The sequence below is a fragment of the Buttiauxella ferragutiae genome (assembly GCF_022637515.1).
Classification (GTDB): domain Bacteria; phylum Pseudomonadota; class Gammaproteobacteria; order Enterobacterales; family Enterobacteriaceae; genus Buttiauxella; species Buttiauxella ferragutiae.
The window spans coordinates 2260963-2275592 of the sequence record NZ_CP093332.1 but is presented as its reverse complement, the minus strand read 5'-3'; the positions used below and the strand labels follow the sequence as shown (position 1 = coordinate 2275592).

The following is a 14630-nucleotide window of genomic DNA, read 5'->3' as shown; positions in this document are numbered from 1 at the left end:
GTCGGGTCAATGACTAAGGCCCGGCCAGGTCACACCCTTGCCTAAGCGCACCACATCAGTTGTTCATGCAGACCCAGGGTATCTTCAGGGAAGCTGCCCAACACGGTTTTATAACGCGCAGCCTCTTTGGGATACCCGCGCATCGATTGCAATATGATGCGCAAGGCGCTATCCCAGACAATGCCTTGTAAATCACTGTACGGCCATAAATCCGGGTCGGCGATAAACGGCATCAAATAATCGATACCGAGCTTCACACTTCGACCATCCTGCACGGCATTCCAGCGGTCAAACTCGACATGCTCAGCGTAACGGTTCAACAACAAATGCGCTTCAAGGTTAAACAAGGAATAGTGGAACGGCACCGGACGCTCCAGTTCCATTGTCTGTTTCCCTTCCTGGTCGATTTGCGCCGCCATGCGTTGGGTTATCCCCTGCTGAATGATGCGAGCCACTAGCCCTTTATCACCATAGAACAGTGCATTAGCCGCACGCTGTGCGTCATACCAGGTGCCGTGGTTGTTATGCCAGACATATTCAGAGTGACCCACATCGCTGTAAAACATCCAGTGATTAAAGTCCCTGAACCATTGGTGCAAACCGATAATGTCGTCGGTATCCAACACTCCCGCTGGGCTAATCAGGCCAATGGCATCAATCACCATCCATAACAAGCGCGTATCGATAAGCCCGGTACCACGGCCAGAAACAATCCCTGGGATCGCCTGACCGTAGTTCAAATGCGGATTCATCCGCGTTTGTTCGTCAAGGAACCAGCATTTTATTTGTTCCGCCGCCGCCTGCGCGTACTTGCGCTGTCCAGTGAAGTACCACGCCAGCCCAAGCGTCAGGCTGCGTTCACACATACGGATTATACGCGTGGTATCCGTGTCGTTATTCTGACATTGCGGGTTGGTGTGCCCATCGCGACGAATATACGGCAGGCCGTTAGGCCTGCGCGGATTGGGCCACCAGTATGTCCCCAGGCTGTAGTAATCATGTGGATCGCCACTCACCGGACGCAATTTTTTATGCACCACGCTTTCCAGCGGTTGACCACGGAGTTTATCCGCCTCTCTGACCAGCTGACCCAGTGCCAGCTGTAACGGAGAAAAAGGCTGCTGTAAGCCACGGCGAGCATTCTCAAGACACGTCACATCCAGGGTATACAACTTCATTTACTGCTCCTTAATGACAGGCTATTCGCTGCCCACTTTCGGCATCAAAAATGTGGATACCGGTCAGTCGAGGCTGCAACCATACCGTTTCCCCCTCCCGAACATTTAAGCGTTGCTTAAACACCGAAGTAAATGCACCGCCTCCTGTGTTACAGAATAACTGCATATCAGAACCGGTATTTTCGATGGCTGTGATGGTCGCTTTCAGCGCCCCGCTCTGTTCTGCTTCGCTCACTACATTGACCTGTTCCGGGCGAATCGCATACACCACTTTTTGCTGCGGCTTGACTTGTACGCCCGGCGGCAAGCTTAACAAAGAGCCATCATTGAGGCGTAACATCATCTCGCCGTTTTGTAGTGTCACTTCACCTTTTAACTGATTGATTTCAGGCGAACCGATAAATCCGGCAACGAACAAATTAGCCGGACGGTCGTATAACTCCAGCGGGCTACCCACCTGCTCAATACGCCCTTCCCGCAGTACCACGATCATCTGCCCCATGGTCATGGCTTCAATTTGGTCATGCGTCACGTACACCGAGGTGGTTTTCAGGCGGCGATGCAGTTCGCGGATTTCACCACGTACCTGAGTACGCAATTTTGCATCAAGGTTAGAGAGCGGTTCATCGAACAAAAACACCTGAGGATTACGTACAATGGCGCGCCCCATCGCTACGCGCTGACGCTGGCCGCCGGAAAGATCTTTTGGCAAACGATCCAGCAGGATGCCTAGTCCGAGCAGATCAGCGGCCGCTTCCACTTTTTGGCTGATTTCCGCTTTAGGCAGTTTTGCCATTTTGAGCGCAAAACCCATGTTTTCGCGCACTGTCATTTGCGGATACAGTGCGTAACTCTGGAACACCATCGCGATATCACGCAGCTTTGGCTCAACGTCAGTGACATCCTTCTCATTGATCGCAACCTGACCGCCAGTAATTTCCTCTAGCCCGGCGATCATGCGCAACAGCGTTGATTTCCCACAGCCACTTGGGCCAACCAACACACAGAACTCTCCATCTGGAATAGTCAAAGAGACATCTTTGATGACATGCACATCACCATATGATTTACAGACATTTTTCAGTACCACGGAACCCATGTGTCGCTCCTTATCCTTTGACCGCGCCGGACATAATCCCGCGATTGAAATGTTTTTGCAGACCGAGATAAACAATGATGCTTGGCAACATCGCCAGTAAGGTGATGGCAATGAAAATGTTTGGTGTAATACTTTCGTCCGTACGCAGACGGCCAAGAATAACCGGGATGGTATTCAGGCTGTCATGGTTCACCACAATTAGCGGCAGCAGGTACTGGTCCCAAATCATGATGAAGCCAAACGTCACAACGGTGCCGAGTGCCGGTTTCACCAGCGGTAAAATGACGTGGAAGAATATTTGCCACTCATTTGCCCCATCGATACGCGCCGCCTCTTCCAGCTCTTTAGGGATCGCCGCCATAAATTCGCTTAAGACGAAGATCGAAAACGCCCAACCCACAACCGGCATAATCATGCCCAGATAGGTGTTGTAGAGTGACGAATCAATCAGCGGCAGTTGCCAGTTGATAATCATGTACAGCGGAATGGCGATCACTTCCTCCGGCAGCATCATGGTGGAAAGAATGACCAGACTAACCAATGAAACGCCGATGAACTTCTTGCGTGCCAACGCATAGGCGGCAAGCGCACTAACGGCAACCTGCAAAATGGTGCCAAAGAACACCACCACCATTGAGTTCAGCAAATATTGCCAGACGCCAATGTCTTGCCAGGCAAAGATAAAGTTCTCCATGGAAAACTCATTTGGCCATGCCAGCAGTTCGCCCGGTTTAACCGGTGCTCCGCTAAAGGCCGTGGCGACAATGCCCCAGAATGGCCCGACAAATACAATTAACAGCAAGCCATAAATCATCCAGCGGCCTACGGTATCCCAACGTTTACCTAACATGGGCGGCTCCTTAATAGCGGGCGATGCGCTTTTTCAAAGTGAGATGACAAATCGTCAACACGACGGTGAAAGCGAATAACAGGAACGACACCGCCGAAGCATAGCCGTAGTCAAATTGCTCAAAACCGAGTTTGTAGATATGAGTCATGATCATTTCAGTGGCGCCGGATGGCCCACCCCCCGTAGTGGCATACACTTCTGCAAACACACGGAAGCCACGAATAAATGACAACATCAGCACCACAGAAATCGCCGGGATCATGCCAGGCAACGTGACGTAACGCAGTCGGTTCCACCAGTTCGCACCATCCACGTTTGAAGCGTCGTACAAGTCACGGCTAATGCCCGCCAACCCAGCAATAAAGATCACCATGTTGTACGGTACTGCTTTCCAGATATGCAGCAGCATGATCACCCAAAGCGACTGATCGGCACTGGCCAGGAACCCCTGGTCGGCAATACCGAACCAGCTCAAGATGTGGTTCACAACACCATTAGGCGTTGGGTTGAACAAGATACGCCACATTTCGGCGACGATTGCTGCACTGGTGACCGCGGGTAAGAAAATCGCCGTACGGATGAAACGCAAATGGCGAGCAGGCCCTTCAAGCAACATGGCAAGGAAGAATGCCAAAACCGCCCCGACCACCATTGTCACCACCACATACAGGAAGGTGTTAAAAACTGCCGAATGCAGTTCTATGTCGGCGAACGCGCGTGCAAAGTTGGCAAATCCAACCCATTCATCTGGTTGATTGAAGTTCACTTTGTAAAAACTCATCACCAGGCCTTGCAGCATCGGGATGAATTTAAACCAGGTGAAAATGACCAGTGCCGGAGCGAGGAAAAGCCATGGCACCAGATTTCGTTTCTGGCGAGGAGTCAACATCGTTATTTTCACTCATTTTTTACGGTTTTCGTTATTACCCCTCACTCTTGCCATCTCCCCTAAGGAGAGCGAAAGTTCTTTCCCCCTCTCCCGATGGAAGAGGGATGGGGTGAGGGTTACGTTATAACTACCCTTACTTCGCCAGTACCTGCTGTTTGGCAAGTTCAGCGTTGACCTTCTCGTTGGTGGTTTTGAGTTCAGCGGCAATATCGCTATTGCAGTCCGCCAGAATGCGGTTAAAGCCATCGGCGGTTATTTGGCGAATTGGCGTCCAGTTTGGAACTTGCGGCACGTAACGGCCTTGTTCAGCGTAAAGTTTGGCGAAAGTTGCCCAGCGTTCATCGTTGTAAACCGCCTGGGTATCGACCAATTTATTGACAGGCAAACGGACCACAGGCATGTGTTTACTGCCTTTACCCATGCCAATTTCTTGCCCCTCCTGGGAAATCATAAATTCAATAAATTTGCGCGCCGCCTCTTTGTTTTTACTGCTTTTCATCATGAAGACCGTGGTGCCTTCCGCAAGCGTCGCACTCCCTTTTGGTCCAGTTAGGGTCACCACTTCGAAGTTGTCCTTACCCGGGTCTTTATCAAATAAAGCGATGTGATAAGGGCCGGTGAAGAACATCCCGGTTTGTCCGGATCGGAAGGACGGAATGATGTCGGCGGTCGTGGCGTTAATAGCTCCAGGTTGCACGACTTTTTCGCACAACATGCCGCGCATAAATTGCAACGTTTCGCGGGTCTCAGGTTCGTCTAGCGAAGCTTTAAACTCCCCCTTCGCACCTTCACGAATAAAATCGCCACCGGCTTGCCACAAGAAGGCACTCATAAACCAGCTAGCGTAGCCGCGTGTGGTTGAGCCCGGGAGCAAAAAGCCGTAGGTGTCGTTTTTGCCATTGCCGTCAGGGTCCTGGGTGGTAAAGGCCTTGGCTAATTTTTCGACGTCACTCCATGTTTTTGGCGCAGGCATCCCTAATTTTTCACGCCAGTCTTTACGCACAAAGAGCGCGAAGGTTTGGGCCGAAGTGGGGACGCCGTAGAATTTACCGTCGGTATAGCGGGTACTTTCCCAGGCGGTCGGGTAAAGGTTTTCACCACCGGCAATAGTTTTCGGGTCAATTTCTTCCGCGATACCGAGCTGGATGAATTGTCCGATGGCGACCGCATCGTTAAAAATCAGGTCAGGTAGTGCATTACCGGCTGCCGCGCGCGCCAGTCGCTGTTCGAAGTCGGTGGTAGCATTAAAGTACTCGATTTTAATGCCGGTCTTTTGCTCAAAGGTTTCGGCCTCTTGTTTGTAAATATTTTTGGAGTCGTTACTGGCACGAATCCAGACGTTCAAAGTTTCTGCTGCAAAGGTTTGCGATGCACTTAAACCAAGAGCAGAGATCAGTAATGCGGATTTTAATTTTGTAGGGAACATTTATATTCACATCCTTATTTTAAGAGATTTAATTGTTGAAACAAAAATGGAGTGAAGCAGGTTATTTCGCTAATGAAAAGGCTGCCCAGCAATTAAATAGAATGCCCTTATTAAACACAACGCCATAAAACAGAAATACTGTTTCACAATGAAAAAACGTGTTTGAAGTCACACTAAAAAACATATCAAAAATCACATAAACATTTTTAACCTTTAAAATCATAAAGATAAAAAATTAAAAAAAACCTGCACAATATAAACAAGTATTTGAAAGCACTCATTTTCGTGATGCAAATCTCATTACAAGGCGTTATTTTACATCTCTGATATTAATTTGAAGTTAATCACACAAATAATTATTCCGCCTCTTACACTGCGCACTCAATCCAAAAAAATTTATTTCTAGCCTCATATTTAACGAAAATTAATAACACCATTAACGGTATCAACACATTGATACTAATAAGGCGAACATTCTTAGCACCCTGAATTCATTCCATCGATGGACGGAGAAAATATGTGCCCGACAAAACCCAGTTTATTATCTTGCCTGTCATTGCTTTCGTTGGCGGTGGCGGGTTCATTACTGGCCTCACCGTTATATGCCGCCGATGCACATCCACTGCAAATTAAGCTCGATGATCTACGCTATAGCCAGCAGCAGATAGAGGCACAAAATCCACAATTTACCGGGGCTTATCAAAAACTGATTGCCAACGCAGACAAGGCGCTGAACAAACCACTGTATTCAGTGATGGATAAAACGCTAATCGCCGCCAGCGGCGATAAACATGATTACTACAGTTTTCCACCGTACTGGTGGCCCGATCCGAACAAAAAAGATGGCCTGCCCTACCTTCGCAAAGATGGCCAAACCAACCCTGATGCCAATAGTGATGCCACGGACAAAAAACGTCTGGTGAACATGAGCAATGACGTTTGGACACTGGCGCTGGCGTGGCAATTTTCCCACAACCCGGCATACGCCGAAAAAGCACGTGACCAATTGCTGAACTGGTTTGTGAAACCAGAAACGCGCATGAATCCTAACCTGCAACATGCGCAGGCTATTCCGGGGATTAACGATGGCCGAGGGATTGGCCTGATTGACAGTCGCGCACTGGTAGAAGTGATTGATGCCGTTGAATTATTACGCCCAGCGAATGTGGTCAGCGATGAAGATTATCAGAAGATAAAACAATGGTATGGCGATTTTTACCATTGGATGAGCACCAGCCAAAACGGATTTGAAGAAGACAATTGGCATAACAATCACGGCACCTATTTTGATTTACAGGCAGCGTCATTTGCCCTGTTTAGTGGCGATATAACCGCCGCTAAAAAACGACTACAAATCACCCAACTACGACGTATTCCCTCCCATTTTGATAAAGAAGGCCGCCAGATGGCGGAAATTGAGCGCACTCGCCCGTGGCATTACAGCAATTTCCATCTTGAGGCTTACAACAAGTTGGGGCGTTTAGGGGACATTGCTGGGGTTGATGTCTGGAATTTCACTCTTGATGACCATAGCTTGCGCCAGGGCTATCGCTACCTCGCGCACTACATAAATAGCACTGAAACCTGGCCCTGGAAGGATATTGATAAAATGGATGATCAAAAAGCACTGGTGAATATGGTCAGTGCCGCACGAGCCTGGCCTGACGACAAACTGTTTGTTGAAAAAGCCGAATGGCTGATGGCGAAGTATCCAGATGATATCTCGCATCTGATTACCCCATTAAAGCAACAGTGATAGAGAATAAGGATCGAGCGATGAAGCAGTTCACCACGCAACAACTTATTCTTCTTCAGCAACGAGTTTGCGCTCAACCCGCCATTATTGAGCAGTTGATTGCCGACAACAGTGTGGTTCTCAACAATCCAGTCGTTGTGCCAGAAACCGCCCTGGCAACCTGGAATCTCTATTATTTCTGCCCCGACCACGGCGTCAGGTTGGTGTGGGATCGCGCCTCGCCAACCTGCCATTGCTGCCCGATAGACGGCCAAAACTTTAGCGGTGAACCCTATGATGGTGCGTGGTGGCGTGAGCTCAACGGCCTGAATGCCAAAGCCTGCCACCAGCTGGGTTTATTGTGGCAACTTACTGGCGAGCAGATCTATCTGGATAAAGTCAGTGAATTGCTGATGCGTTACGCTAAGTTCTATCCGGATTACAAAATTCACGGTGGCATTCCGTACAATGGTCCGGGGAAAATGAATGCCCAGACACTTTGCGAAGCGAACTGCATGCTGGATTTCGCCCTCGGTTTTGATTGCATCGCTGAGGCACTCACTGCCGAACAGCGCGAGTACGTTACAGTTCGTTTATTGCGCGCTGGTGCGCAGTTTTTGATGGCCCATCGCACTGCACAATTACACAACCATGAAGTGAAAATTGGCTGCGCGGTGGGTGTGTTGGGGCTGGTGCTGGAAGATGCCGCATTAGTCGAATTTGCCGTCAACCAACCTTACGGTCTGCGTTATCAGCTTGAACAGGGCCTGTTCGAGGAAGGGCTGTGGTTCGAGGGATCTATTCATTACCACTTCTACGCCCTGCAAGGTTTTCTGGCTTTTGAAAAACTGGCTATAGGCACCCAGTGGAGTTTGCTGGATGAACCTTACTATAAAAAAATGCTTAGTTTCCCGCTGACTCTGTTAATGCCAGACGGCACTTTTCCGCGTATCAACGATTGTATCTATGGCCAGGAAAAACTCGACCACGGTCATCTTTATCACTTTGCCTGGCATTACTATCGCGATGAGCAGTATGCCGCCGCGCTTAAGGCTATCAATGCGCAACATCCGCGTCCTGGTCTTGATGCCCTGCTTTACACCACACCACTGCCAGAAAAGATACCGGACCTGATTCCTGCGGGTCATACTCATGCCCCGCATAGCGGTCTGACCGTGTGGCGTAACACAGAAAAGAAACGCGCATTACTGGTTAAGCATACGCCCTATGGCGGCGAGCATGACCACTATGACCGCCTGAACATTCTGCTGTTTAATGGTGCAAAAGAGATCCTGCCTGATCTTGGTACGACCGGTTATGGCGCGCCAATGCACTATGCGTATTACAAAAATAGCGCCACGCATAACACCATTACAGTCAACCAAACCAACCAACCCCCTGCCGTTCCTGTGGTCCTCCAGTATCATGAAAGCCAGGCTTTCTGCTGGCTGGATACAGAGGTTGACTGGCGACAAACGCCGCCTGAACTCGACAGCCATACCCGCGTACAATGGGACAGTGAAGCCTGGCGTGACGTGCGTTTTCGCCGCCGTCTGTTATGGCTGGATAACGCCTTAATTGACATTAGCAGCGTGCATAATCCGCATTGCCAGCAAATCGACTGGACGCTACATCTGCATGGGAAAGCACTGGATGTTGAAGGTGAACAGGCGCAGTTTAGTGCTCACGGCCCGTTGTCTATCATGAATGATGCGCATTGCGTATCGTTAACCAATTGCCAGCCGCGCCACTTCGCCACAGCCCACCACGGGCAAGCACTATGGCTGTATGGACATGCCGAGTTGTGGCAAGGACGCGCGCCGGATAATCCAGCCGTTGGTGAGTTGAGTTATCTGGTGTTACGGAGCCATGAAACGCATCCCGTGTTTGTAAGCGTTTGGGATTTCGACCACCAGCGACCTATCACCGATATGCAGATTACCCAGGATAACAATGGCATGCGTATTTTGCTTAAACATGGCGAAGACGTTGTAGTCGTCGACGTAGCAAACGACAGCGCTATCCTTCCACGCCTTCAGTATTCCCATCTCCCGTTATGATTATTCACTCCGCCTGTCTCGGGCGGAGTGTTAATTTATTGTTACTAACAAGCTGTTTTAATTGAAGTTTAATAAACAAGATCTGTGTCCCAGCGGTAATCCTTACATTCTGTAATGCTAATTACATATACAACTTTAAGGGTCTACCATGATAACCATTGAATTTATTGTCATTATTTTATGCCTGTTAGTGGGCACACGTTTTGGTGGGATGGGGCTTGGCCTAATCAGCGGCATTGGGCTGTTTATTCTCACCTTCATCTTTGGGCTTGAGCCAGGTAAACCCCCCGTTGATGTGATGCTGACCATTCTTGCTGTGATTGGTTGTGCCGCCACATTGCAAACTGCGGGTGGCCTGAATGTGATGATGCAGTTTGCAGAGCGTCTGCTGCGCAAACATCCCCAGCACATCACCCTGCTCGCACCGTTCACCACCTGGATGCTGACTTTCCTGTGCGGCACCGGTCATGTGGTGTACACCATGTTCCCGATTATCGCCGATATCGCACTGAAGAAAGGCATTCGTCCGGAACGCCCAATGGCGGTGGCATCAATTGCTTCGCAAATGGCGATTACCGCGTCTCCGGTTTCTGTGGCGGTGGTTTCGCTGATTTCGATTCTGGCGGCTAACCATGGTATTGGTCAGGCGTGGGGCATCCTCGATATCCTCTGCGTTTCCGTTCCTGCTTCATTGTTTGGCGTGCTGATTGCAGCACTGTGGAGCTTACGTCGCGGCAAAGATTTGCAGGACGACGAAGAGTTCCAGGAAAAACTCAAAGACCCGAAACAGCGTGAATTTATCTACGGCAGCAGCGAAACGCTGATGAACCAGGTGTTCCCAAAACAAGCCTACTGGTCAACGTGGATCTTCTTTGCCGGGATTCTGGTGGTGGTGTTATTAGGGGCAATTCCGGCGCTGCGCCCGGCCTTCGAGGTAAAAGGCTCATTCAAGCCGCTATCGATGAATCTGGTTATCCAGATGATGATGTTGATTGCCGGTGCCGTAATGCTGATCGCCTGCAAAGTGAATGCCTCGGCTGTCTCTAACGGCGCGGTATTCAAAGCCGGTATGGTGGCTATTTTCTCGGTATTTGGTGTGGCGTGGATGAGTGATACCTTTTTCCAGGCACATCTTGAAGAACTAAAAATGGCGCTGGAAGGCGTCGTGCAAAGCCACCCGTGGACTTATGCCATCGTGCTGTTTTTGGTTTCTAAACTGGTGAACAGCCAGGCTGCCGCGTTAACTGCCGTGGCACCGATGGGGTTGATGCTGGGTGTTGAACCGAAAATGCTGATTGCCTTCTTCCCGGCGTCTTACGGCTACTTTGTGTTGCCGACTTACCCAAGCGACCTGGCGTGCATCGGCTTTGACCGTTCTGGCACCACAAAAATTGGTAAATTCATCATTAACCACAGTTTCATTTTGCCCGGCTTAATCGGCGTGAGCTGTGCTTGTGCAGCGAGTTACTTATTAGTGATGACGTTCTTCTGATGACAAATCGCCCTTGAATAAGGGCGATTATAATTCGGAATTAATGCGCTTCGTTTTGCGGGGTGAATTTCAGTTCAATCAAAGAAATGGCTTTTTGAATCGCGCGGCGGGTCACCGGATCCGCCGCTGCCGGATGAGTGGCGAAATCAATGGTCTTTAATTGGTTCGCCATTTTTTCACGGACTTCTACCGGCGCAATCACATCAATGACATCCAGAATTTGTTTAATCACTAACTGGCACGCCACCACGTCAGAAACCAGTTCCTGGTCGGCAGATAATTGTTCGGACATTCTTTCTCTCCTGTTTCGCAATGGGCGTCATAGTACTCGCGCCTCTATCCCTGAGGCAATAATCCATTCTGGAATGCATCCCGAAGAACGTACTAAAACTTTGTGAATTCAGTTAACCACCGGAGTTTTGCATGCTATCTAAGTACGCCATTGACTTATGCACACTTCCTGTTAACCTAATCCTGGCTATACGCCAATGGCGGATATTATGCTTTTTATCGAAACGCCCATTTTTACAGAGGATGTCAACGCACTGCTCACGGATGAAGAATACCGATTGTTTCAGGTATTCCTGACGTTTTCCCCGGAAAGCGGCGATGTGATTCCCCATACTGGTGGCCTGCGTAAAGTGCGGTGGCCTGCAAAAAACAAGGGAAAACGCAGTGGCGTTAGAGTCATCTATTTCCATAAAAACGTCGATAGCATCATCAGACTATTGCTGATTTACCCGAAAGGGGTCAAAGACGAGCTGGATGAAGCGGAAAAACGTTTTTTGCGGCAAATGAACGAGAGGTGGTAAATGGATAAACAACTGTTCGCGCGTCTGTCTGAAAGCATGACGCAAATGAATGAGATTGTAGAAGGTAAACGCGAGCCATCTCGCGCAACGGAAGTCACCGCGACTCAGGTCAAAACCATTCGTCAGGCGACGGGGTTATCGCAGGCCGGTTTTGCCCGGCTGATCTCCGTGAGCGTCGATACGCTGAAAAACTGGGAGCAAGGCCGCCGTGAACCGACAGGCCCAGCAAAAGCATTACTACGTGCGATCGAGAATGACCCTGAACATGTCATTCTCGCTCTGGCACCACGCTAAATACGCTTACTTTTCTTCAAACAGCCAACATGCCACCCGGTGACCAGGAGAAATCTCCTGCATTACTGGGCTTTGGCTCTGGCATTTATCCATCGCTCGCGGGCAGCGATTGGCGAATTTACAACCCGGCCAGTCGCTTATCGCCCCCGGTAACTCCCCGCTAATACCGCCCCTTTCCAGCATTTGTACATGCGGATCGGCGACCGGAATCGATGCCAATAGCGCCCGTGTGTATGGATGCGCCGGTTCGGTATAGAGCATTTCCGCCGGGGCTTCTTCTACCAGCGAGCCCAGATACATCACGCCAATACGGTCAGAAATATGGCGTACCATCGATAAATCGTGCGCGATAAACAGGTACGTCAGCCCCAATGCCTGCTGCAAATCCTGCAAAATATTCACTACCTGCGCCTGCACCGAAACATCCAGCGCCGAGAGCGGTTCATCGCATAACACAAATTCAGGGTTAACCGACAAAGCGCGAGCAATGCTGATGCGCTGGCGCTGACCGCCGCTGAATTCATGCGGGAAGCGGTTTAAATGCTCCGCCTTCAGGCCAACCTTTTCCAGCAATTCAATAGTGCGTGCTTCGCGTTGAGCTTTGCCATAGCCGTGGATTTTCATCGGCTCGGCAATCAGTTGCGCGACCGTCATGCCTGGGTTGAGTGACGAATACGGGTCCTGGAAAATCGCCTGCATGCGGCGGCGCAACGGTTTGAGTTGCTTGTCGCTCATGTTGGCAATGTTCTGGCCGGCAAACTCAATCTCGCCTTCAGTAATATCAAACAGACGCAGCACGCTGCGCCCTAATGTCGATTTACCGCAGCCTGACTCGCCCACCAGCCCGTAAGTTTCTCCGGGATAGATGTCGAAACTCACACCATCCACCGCTTTCACCGGGGGCGTTTTGTTAAACCAACCCTGCTGGCTGTGGAAATATTTGCGTAGCCCGCTGACCCGAACCAATGGCTTAACGTCCTGCATTGTTCACCTCCGAATCCCATAACCAGCACATTGCCTGATGCCCTTCACCTGTCTGATACATCGGCGGCAGACTGGTGCAACGTGCCATACGCTGCGGACAACGTTCGGCAAACGGGCAACCTGGTGGCGGGTTGAGTAAGCCCGGCGGCGAACCGTCAATCGGCGATAAACGCGCGCCGGTTTCACCCTGTCGCGGCAGTGAAGCCAGCAAGCCGCGAGTGTACGGGTGCGCCGGACGGTAGAAAATATCTTCCACACTGCCCTGCTCCATCACCAGACCGCCGTACATCACCACCACACGCGAACACACTTGCGCCACCACGCCGAGATCATGGGTGATCAGCATAATGGCGGTATCGGTTTGCTGTTGCAGCTGTTTTAACAGACGCAGAATTTGCGCCTGAATAGTGACATCCAGCGCGGTGGTTGGCTCATCGGCAATCAGCAATGCTGGATGGCAAGACAGCGCAATGGCAATCATTACACGCTGGCGCATCCCGCCGCTGAATTCATGGGGATACTGGTTATAACGCTGTTCAGCATTCCCAATCCCCACCTGTTGCAGCATGGCGATAGATTTTTCTTTGGCTGCTTTTTTGCTGAGATTTTGATTCCGAATCAGGATCTCACTCATCTGTTTGCCGATGGTCAGCACCGGATTGAGCGCGGTCATCGGGTCCTGGAAAATCATCGCAATGTCATTGCCACGAAGTTGGCGCATCTGTTCCGGCGTTTTGCGGGCTAAATCTTCGCCTTTGAAATGGACATGCCCGCCCACCACTTTGCCATTGTTGCCCAGCAGTTTAAGCACCGATTTACAGGTGACACTTTTGCCGCAGCCTGATTCGCCAACAATCCCCACCACTTCGCCACGCTGCACCGCAAAGCTTACGCCACGCACCGCTTTCACTTCCCCTTCGCGGGTGAAGAAAGAGGTTTGCAGGTTGTCGAGTTCCAGTAAGTTATTCATCGCGGTTCGCTCCTGGCTCAAAGGCGGTACGCAAAACATCACCCAGCACGTTAAAACTCAGCACCGTCAGCAAAATCAAGACCCCAGGGAACATCGCAAGCCAGGTGGCTTCGCCAATGAAAGATTGTGCGTTATTTAGCATGCTGCCCCACGAGGCATTCGGCTGTTGGACACCCAGCCCAAGGAAGCTTAACGTCGACTCCATCAGGATTGCCGAGGCAATGTTGAGCGTCGCCGCGACCATAATGGTTGGCAAAATGTTCGGGATAATATGGCGGGCAATGATGATCAGCGAGTGTTCGCCACAGGCGCGCGCATACACCACATATTCACGCTCTTTGACCGACAAAGTTTCCGCCCGCACCAGGCGCGACATGTTCATCCACGTCAGCGCACTGATAATTAAAATGATGTTGGCGATGCCAGGCTTCAGGTAAGCGTTTAACACCAGCAGTAAAAAGAACGCCGGAATCGACAGCAAAATATCGACCACACGCATCATCAGGTTGTCGATACGCCCGCCAAAGTAGCCGCTAATCGTCCCCACCAGCGTACCAATCAAGGTTGAAAAGAGCATCGACAGGAAACCGACCATCAGGGAAATTTGGCCGCCGTACAAGGCTCGAGTGAAATAGTCGCGCCCGTAGTCATCAGTACCGAACCAGTGCGCGGCATCTGGCGGCAGCAACCTTGCGGTCAGCGACATCTGGTTAGGGTCCCACGGGCTGAGAGCCGCCAGTAATGCGGCAATGCTGAAAATCACCAGAACCAGTAACGAGAATTGAGCTGGACGATTACGTTTCAGGCCATGTTTAACTTGTTGCCAACGTCTACTCATCGT

The 14630-nt window shown here is 50.5% G+C and carries 14 protein-coding genes; 5 read left to right on the top strand and 9 right to left on the bottom strand.

Features of this window, described 5'->3' with window-relative positions; genetic code table 11:
• Positions 1 to 41: 41 nt before the first annotated feature.
• The 5 genes from MNO13_RS10465 to MNO13_RS10445 form a co-directional block, all read right to left on the bottom strand.
• The gene (locus tag MNO13_RS10465; RefSeq protein ID WP_064545774.1) at positions 42 to 1178 is read right to left on the bottom strand and encodes an alginate lyase family protein; all 1137 of its coding nucleotides are present in this window, start codon (positions 1176 to 1178) and stop codon (positions 42 to 44) included.
• Positions 1179 to 1188: 10 nt separating this feature from the next.
• A complete protein-coding gene (locus MNO13_RS10460; protein ID WP_241939955.1) occupies positions 1189 to 2277 on the bottom strand; it encodes an ABC transporter ATP-binding protein in 1089 nt (362 codons plus the stop codon).
• A 10-nt stretch (positions 2278 to 2287) separates the two neighbouring features.
• Positions 2288 to 3127 carry a carbohydrate ABC transporter permease gene (locus MNO13_RS10455; RefSeq protein WP_064545771.1) on the bottom strand — a complete coding sequence of 280 codons (840 nt, stop codon included), beginning with the start codon at positions 3125 to 3127 and terminating at the stop codon, positions 2288 to 2290.
• Positions 3128 to 3137: 10 nt separating this feature from the next.
• Complete coding sequence (locus MNO13_RS10450) at positions 3138 to 4022, bottom strand: carbohydrate ABC transporter permease (protein WP_121815643.1); 885 nt, start codon at positions 4020 to 4022, stop codon at positions 3138 to 3140.
• A gap of 127 nt (positions 4023 to 4149) precedes the next feature.
• A complete protein-coding gene (locus MNO13_RS10445; protein ID WP_241939954.1) occupies positions 4150 to 5442 on the bottom strand; it encodes an ABC transporter substrate-binding protein in 1293 nt (430 codons plus the stop codon).
• 517 nt (positions 5443 to 5959) lie between these two features.
• Between MNO13_RS10445 and MNO13_RS10440 the strand changes: the two genes are divergently transcribed.
• From MNO13_RS10440 to MNO13_RS10430, 3 genes are all read left to right on the top strand, one after another.
• Complete coding sequence (locus MNO13_RS10440; RefSeq protein WP_083963346.1) at positions 5960 to 7198, top strand: alginate lyase family protein; 1239 nt, start codon at positions 5960 to 5962, stop codon at positions 7196 to 7198.
• 20 nt (positions 7199 to 7218) lie between these two features.
• The gene (locus tag MNO13_RS10435) at positions 7219 to 9237 is read left to right on the top strand and encodes a heparinase II/III domain-containing protein (protein ID WP_064545760.1); all 2019 of its coding nucleotides are present in this window, start codon (positions 7219 to 7221) and stop codon (positions 9235 to 9237) included.
• A 148-nt stretch (positions 9238 to 9385) separates the two neighbouring features.
• Positions 9386 to 10729 (top strand): anaerobic C4-dicarboxylate transporter, encoded by a 1344-nt coding sequence (locus MNO13_RS10430; RefSeq protein WP_064545758.1) that lies wholly within the window; start codon positions 9386 to 9388, stop codon positions 10727 to 10729.
• Positions 10730 to 10769: 40 nt separating this feature from the next.
• Here MNO13_RS10430 and MNO13_RS10425 read toward each other — a convergent pair whose 3' ends face one another.
• Positions 10770 to 11021, bottom strand: a complete 252-nt coding sequence (locus tag MNO13_RS10425; protein WP_034496127.1) for a DUF2766 family protein — start codon at positions 11019 to 11021, stop codon at positions 10770 to 10772.
• Positions 11022 to 11229: 208 nt separating this feature from the next.
• Between MNO13_RS10425 and MNO13_RS10420 the strand changes: the two genes are divergently transcribed.
• Both MNO13_RS10420 and nadS read left to right on the top strand, forming a co-directional pair.
• On the top strand, positions 11230 to 11541 hold the full coding sequence (locus MNO13_RS10420; protein WP_241939953.1) for a type II toxin-antitoxin system RelE/ParE family toxin: 312 nt from the start codon (positions 11230 to 11232) through the stop codon (positions 11539 to 11541).
• Positions 11542 to 11835, top strand: a complete 294-nt coding sequence (nadS, locus tag MNO13_RS10415; RefSeq protein WP_064545757.1) for a NadS family protein — start codon at positions 11542 to 11544, stop codon at positions 11833 to 11835.
• 6 nt (positions 11836 to 11841) lie between these two features.
• On the opposite strand, the gene MNO13_RS10410 is transcribed toward nadS, so the two are convergent.
• Genes MNO13_RS10410 through MNO13_RS10400 form a run of 3 tightly spaced genes read right to left on the bottom strand, consistent with a single transcriptional unit; the run spans position 11842 to position 14627 of the window.
• Complete coding sequence (locus MNO13_RS10410) at positions 11842 to 12819, bottom strand: ABC transporter ATP-binding protein (RefSeq protein WP_064545756.1); 978 nt, start codon at positions 12817 to 12819, stop codon at positions 11842 to 11844.
• Positions 12806 to 13789: an ABC transporter ATP-binding protein gene (locus MNO13_RS10405; RefSeq protein WP_241939952.1), complete on the bottom strand. Its 984-nt coding sequence runs from the start codon at positions 13787 to 13789 to the stop codon at positions 12806 to 12808. The genes MNO13_RS10410 and MNO13_RS10405 overlap by 14 nt, the downstream gene beginning before the upstream one ends.
• Positions 13782 to 14627, bottom strand: coding sequence for an ABC transporter permease (locus tag MNO13_RS10400; RefSeq protein ID WP_121813736.1), 846 nt, complete (start codon positions 14625 to 14627; stop codon positions 13782 to 13784). The genes MNO13_RS10405 and MNO13_RS10400 overlap by 8 nt, the downstream gene beginning before the upstream one ends.
• Positions 14628 to 14630: the final 3 nt, after the last annotated feature.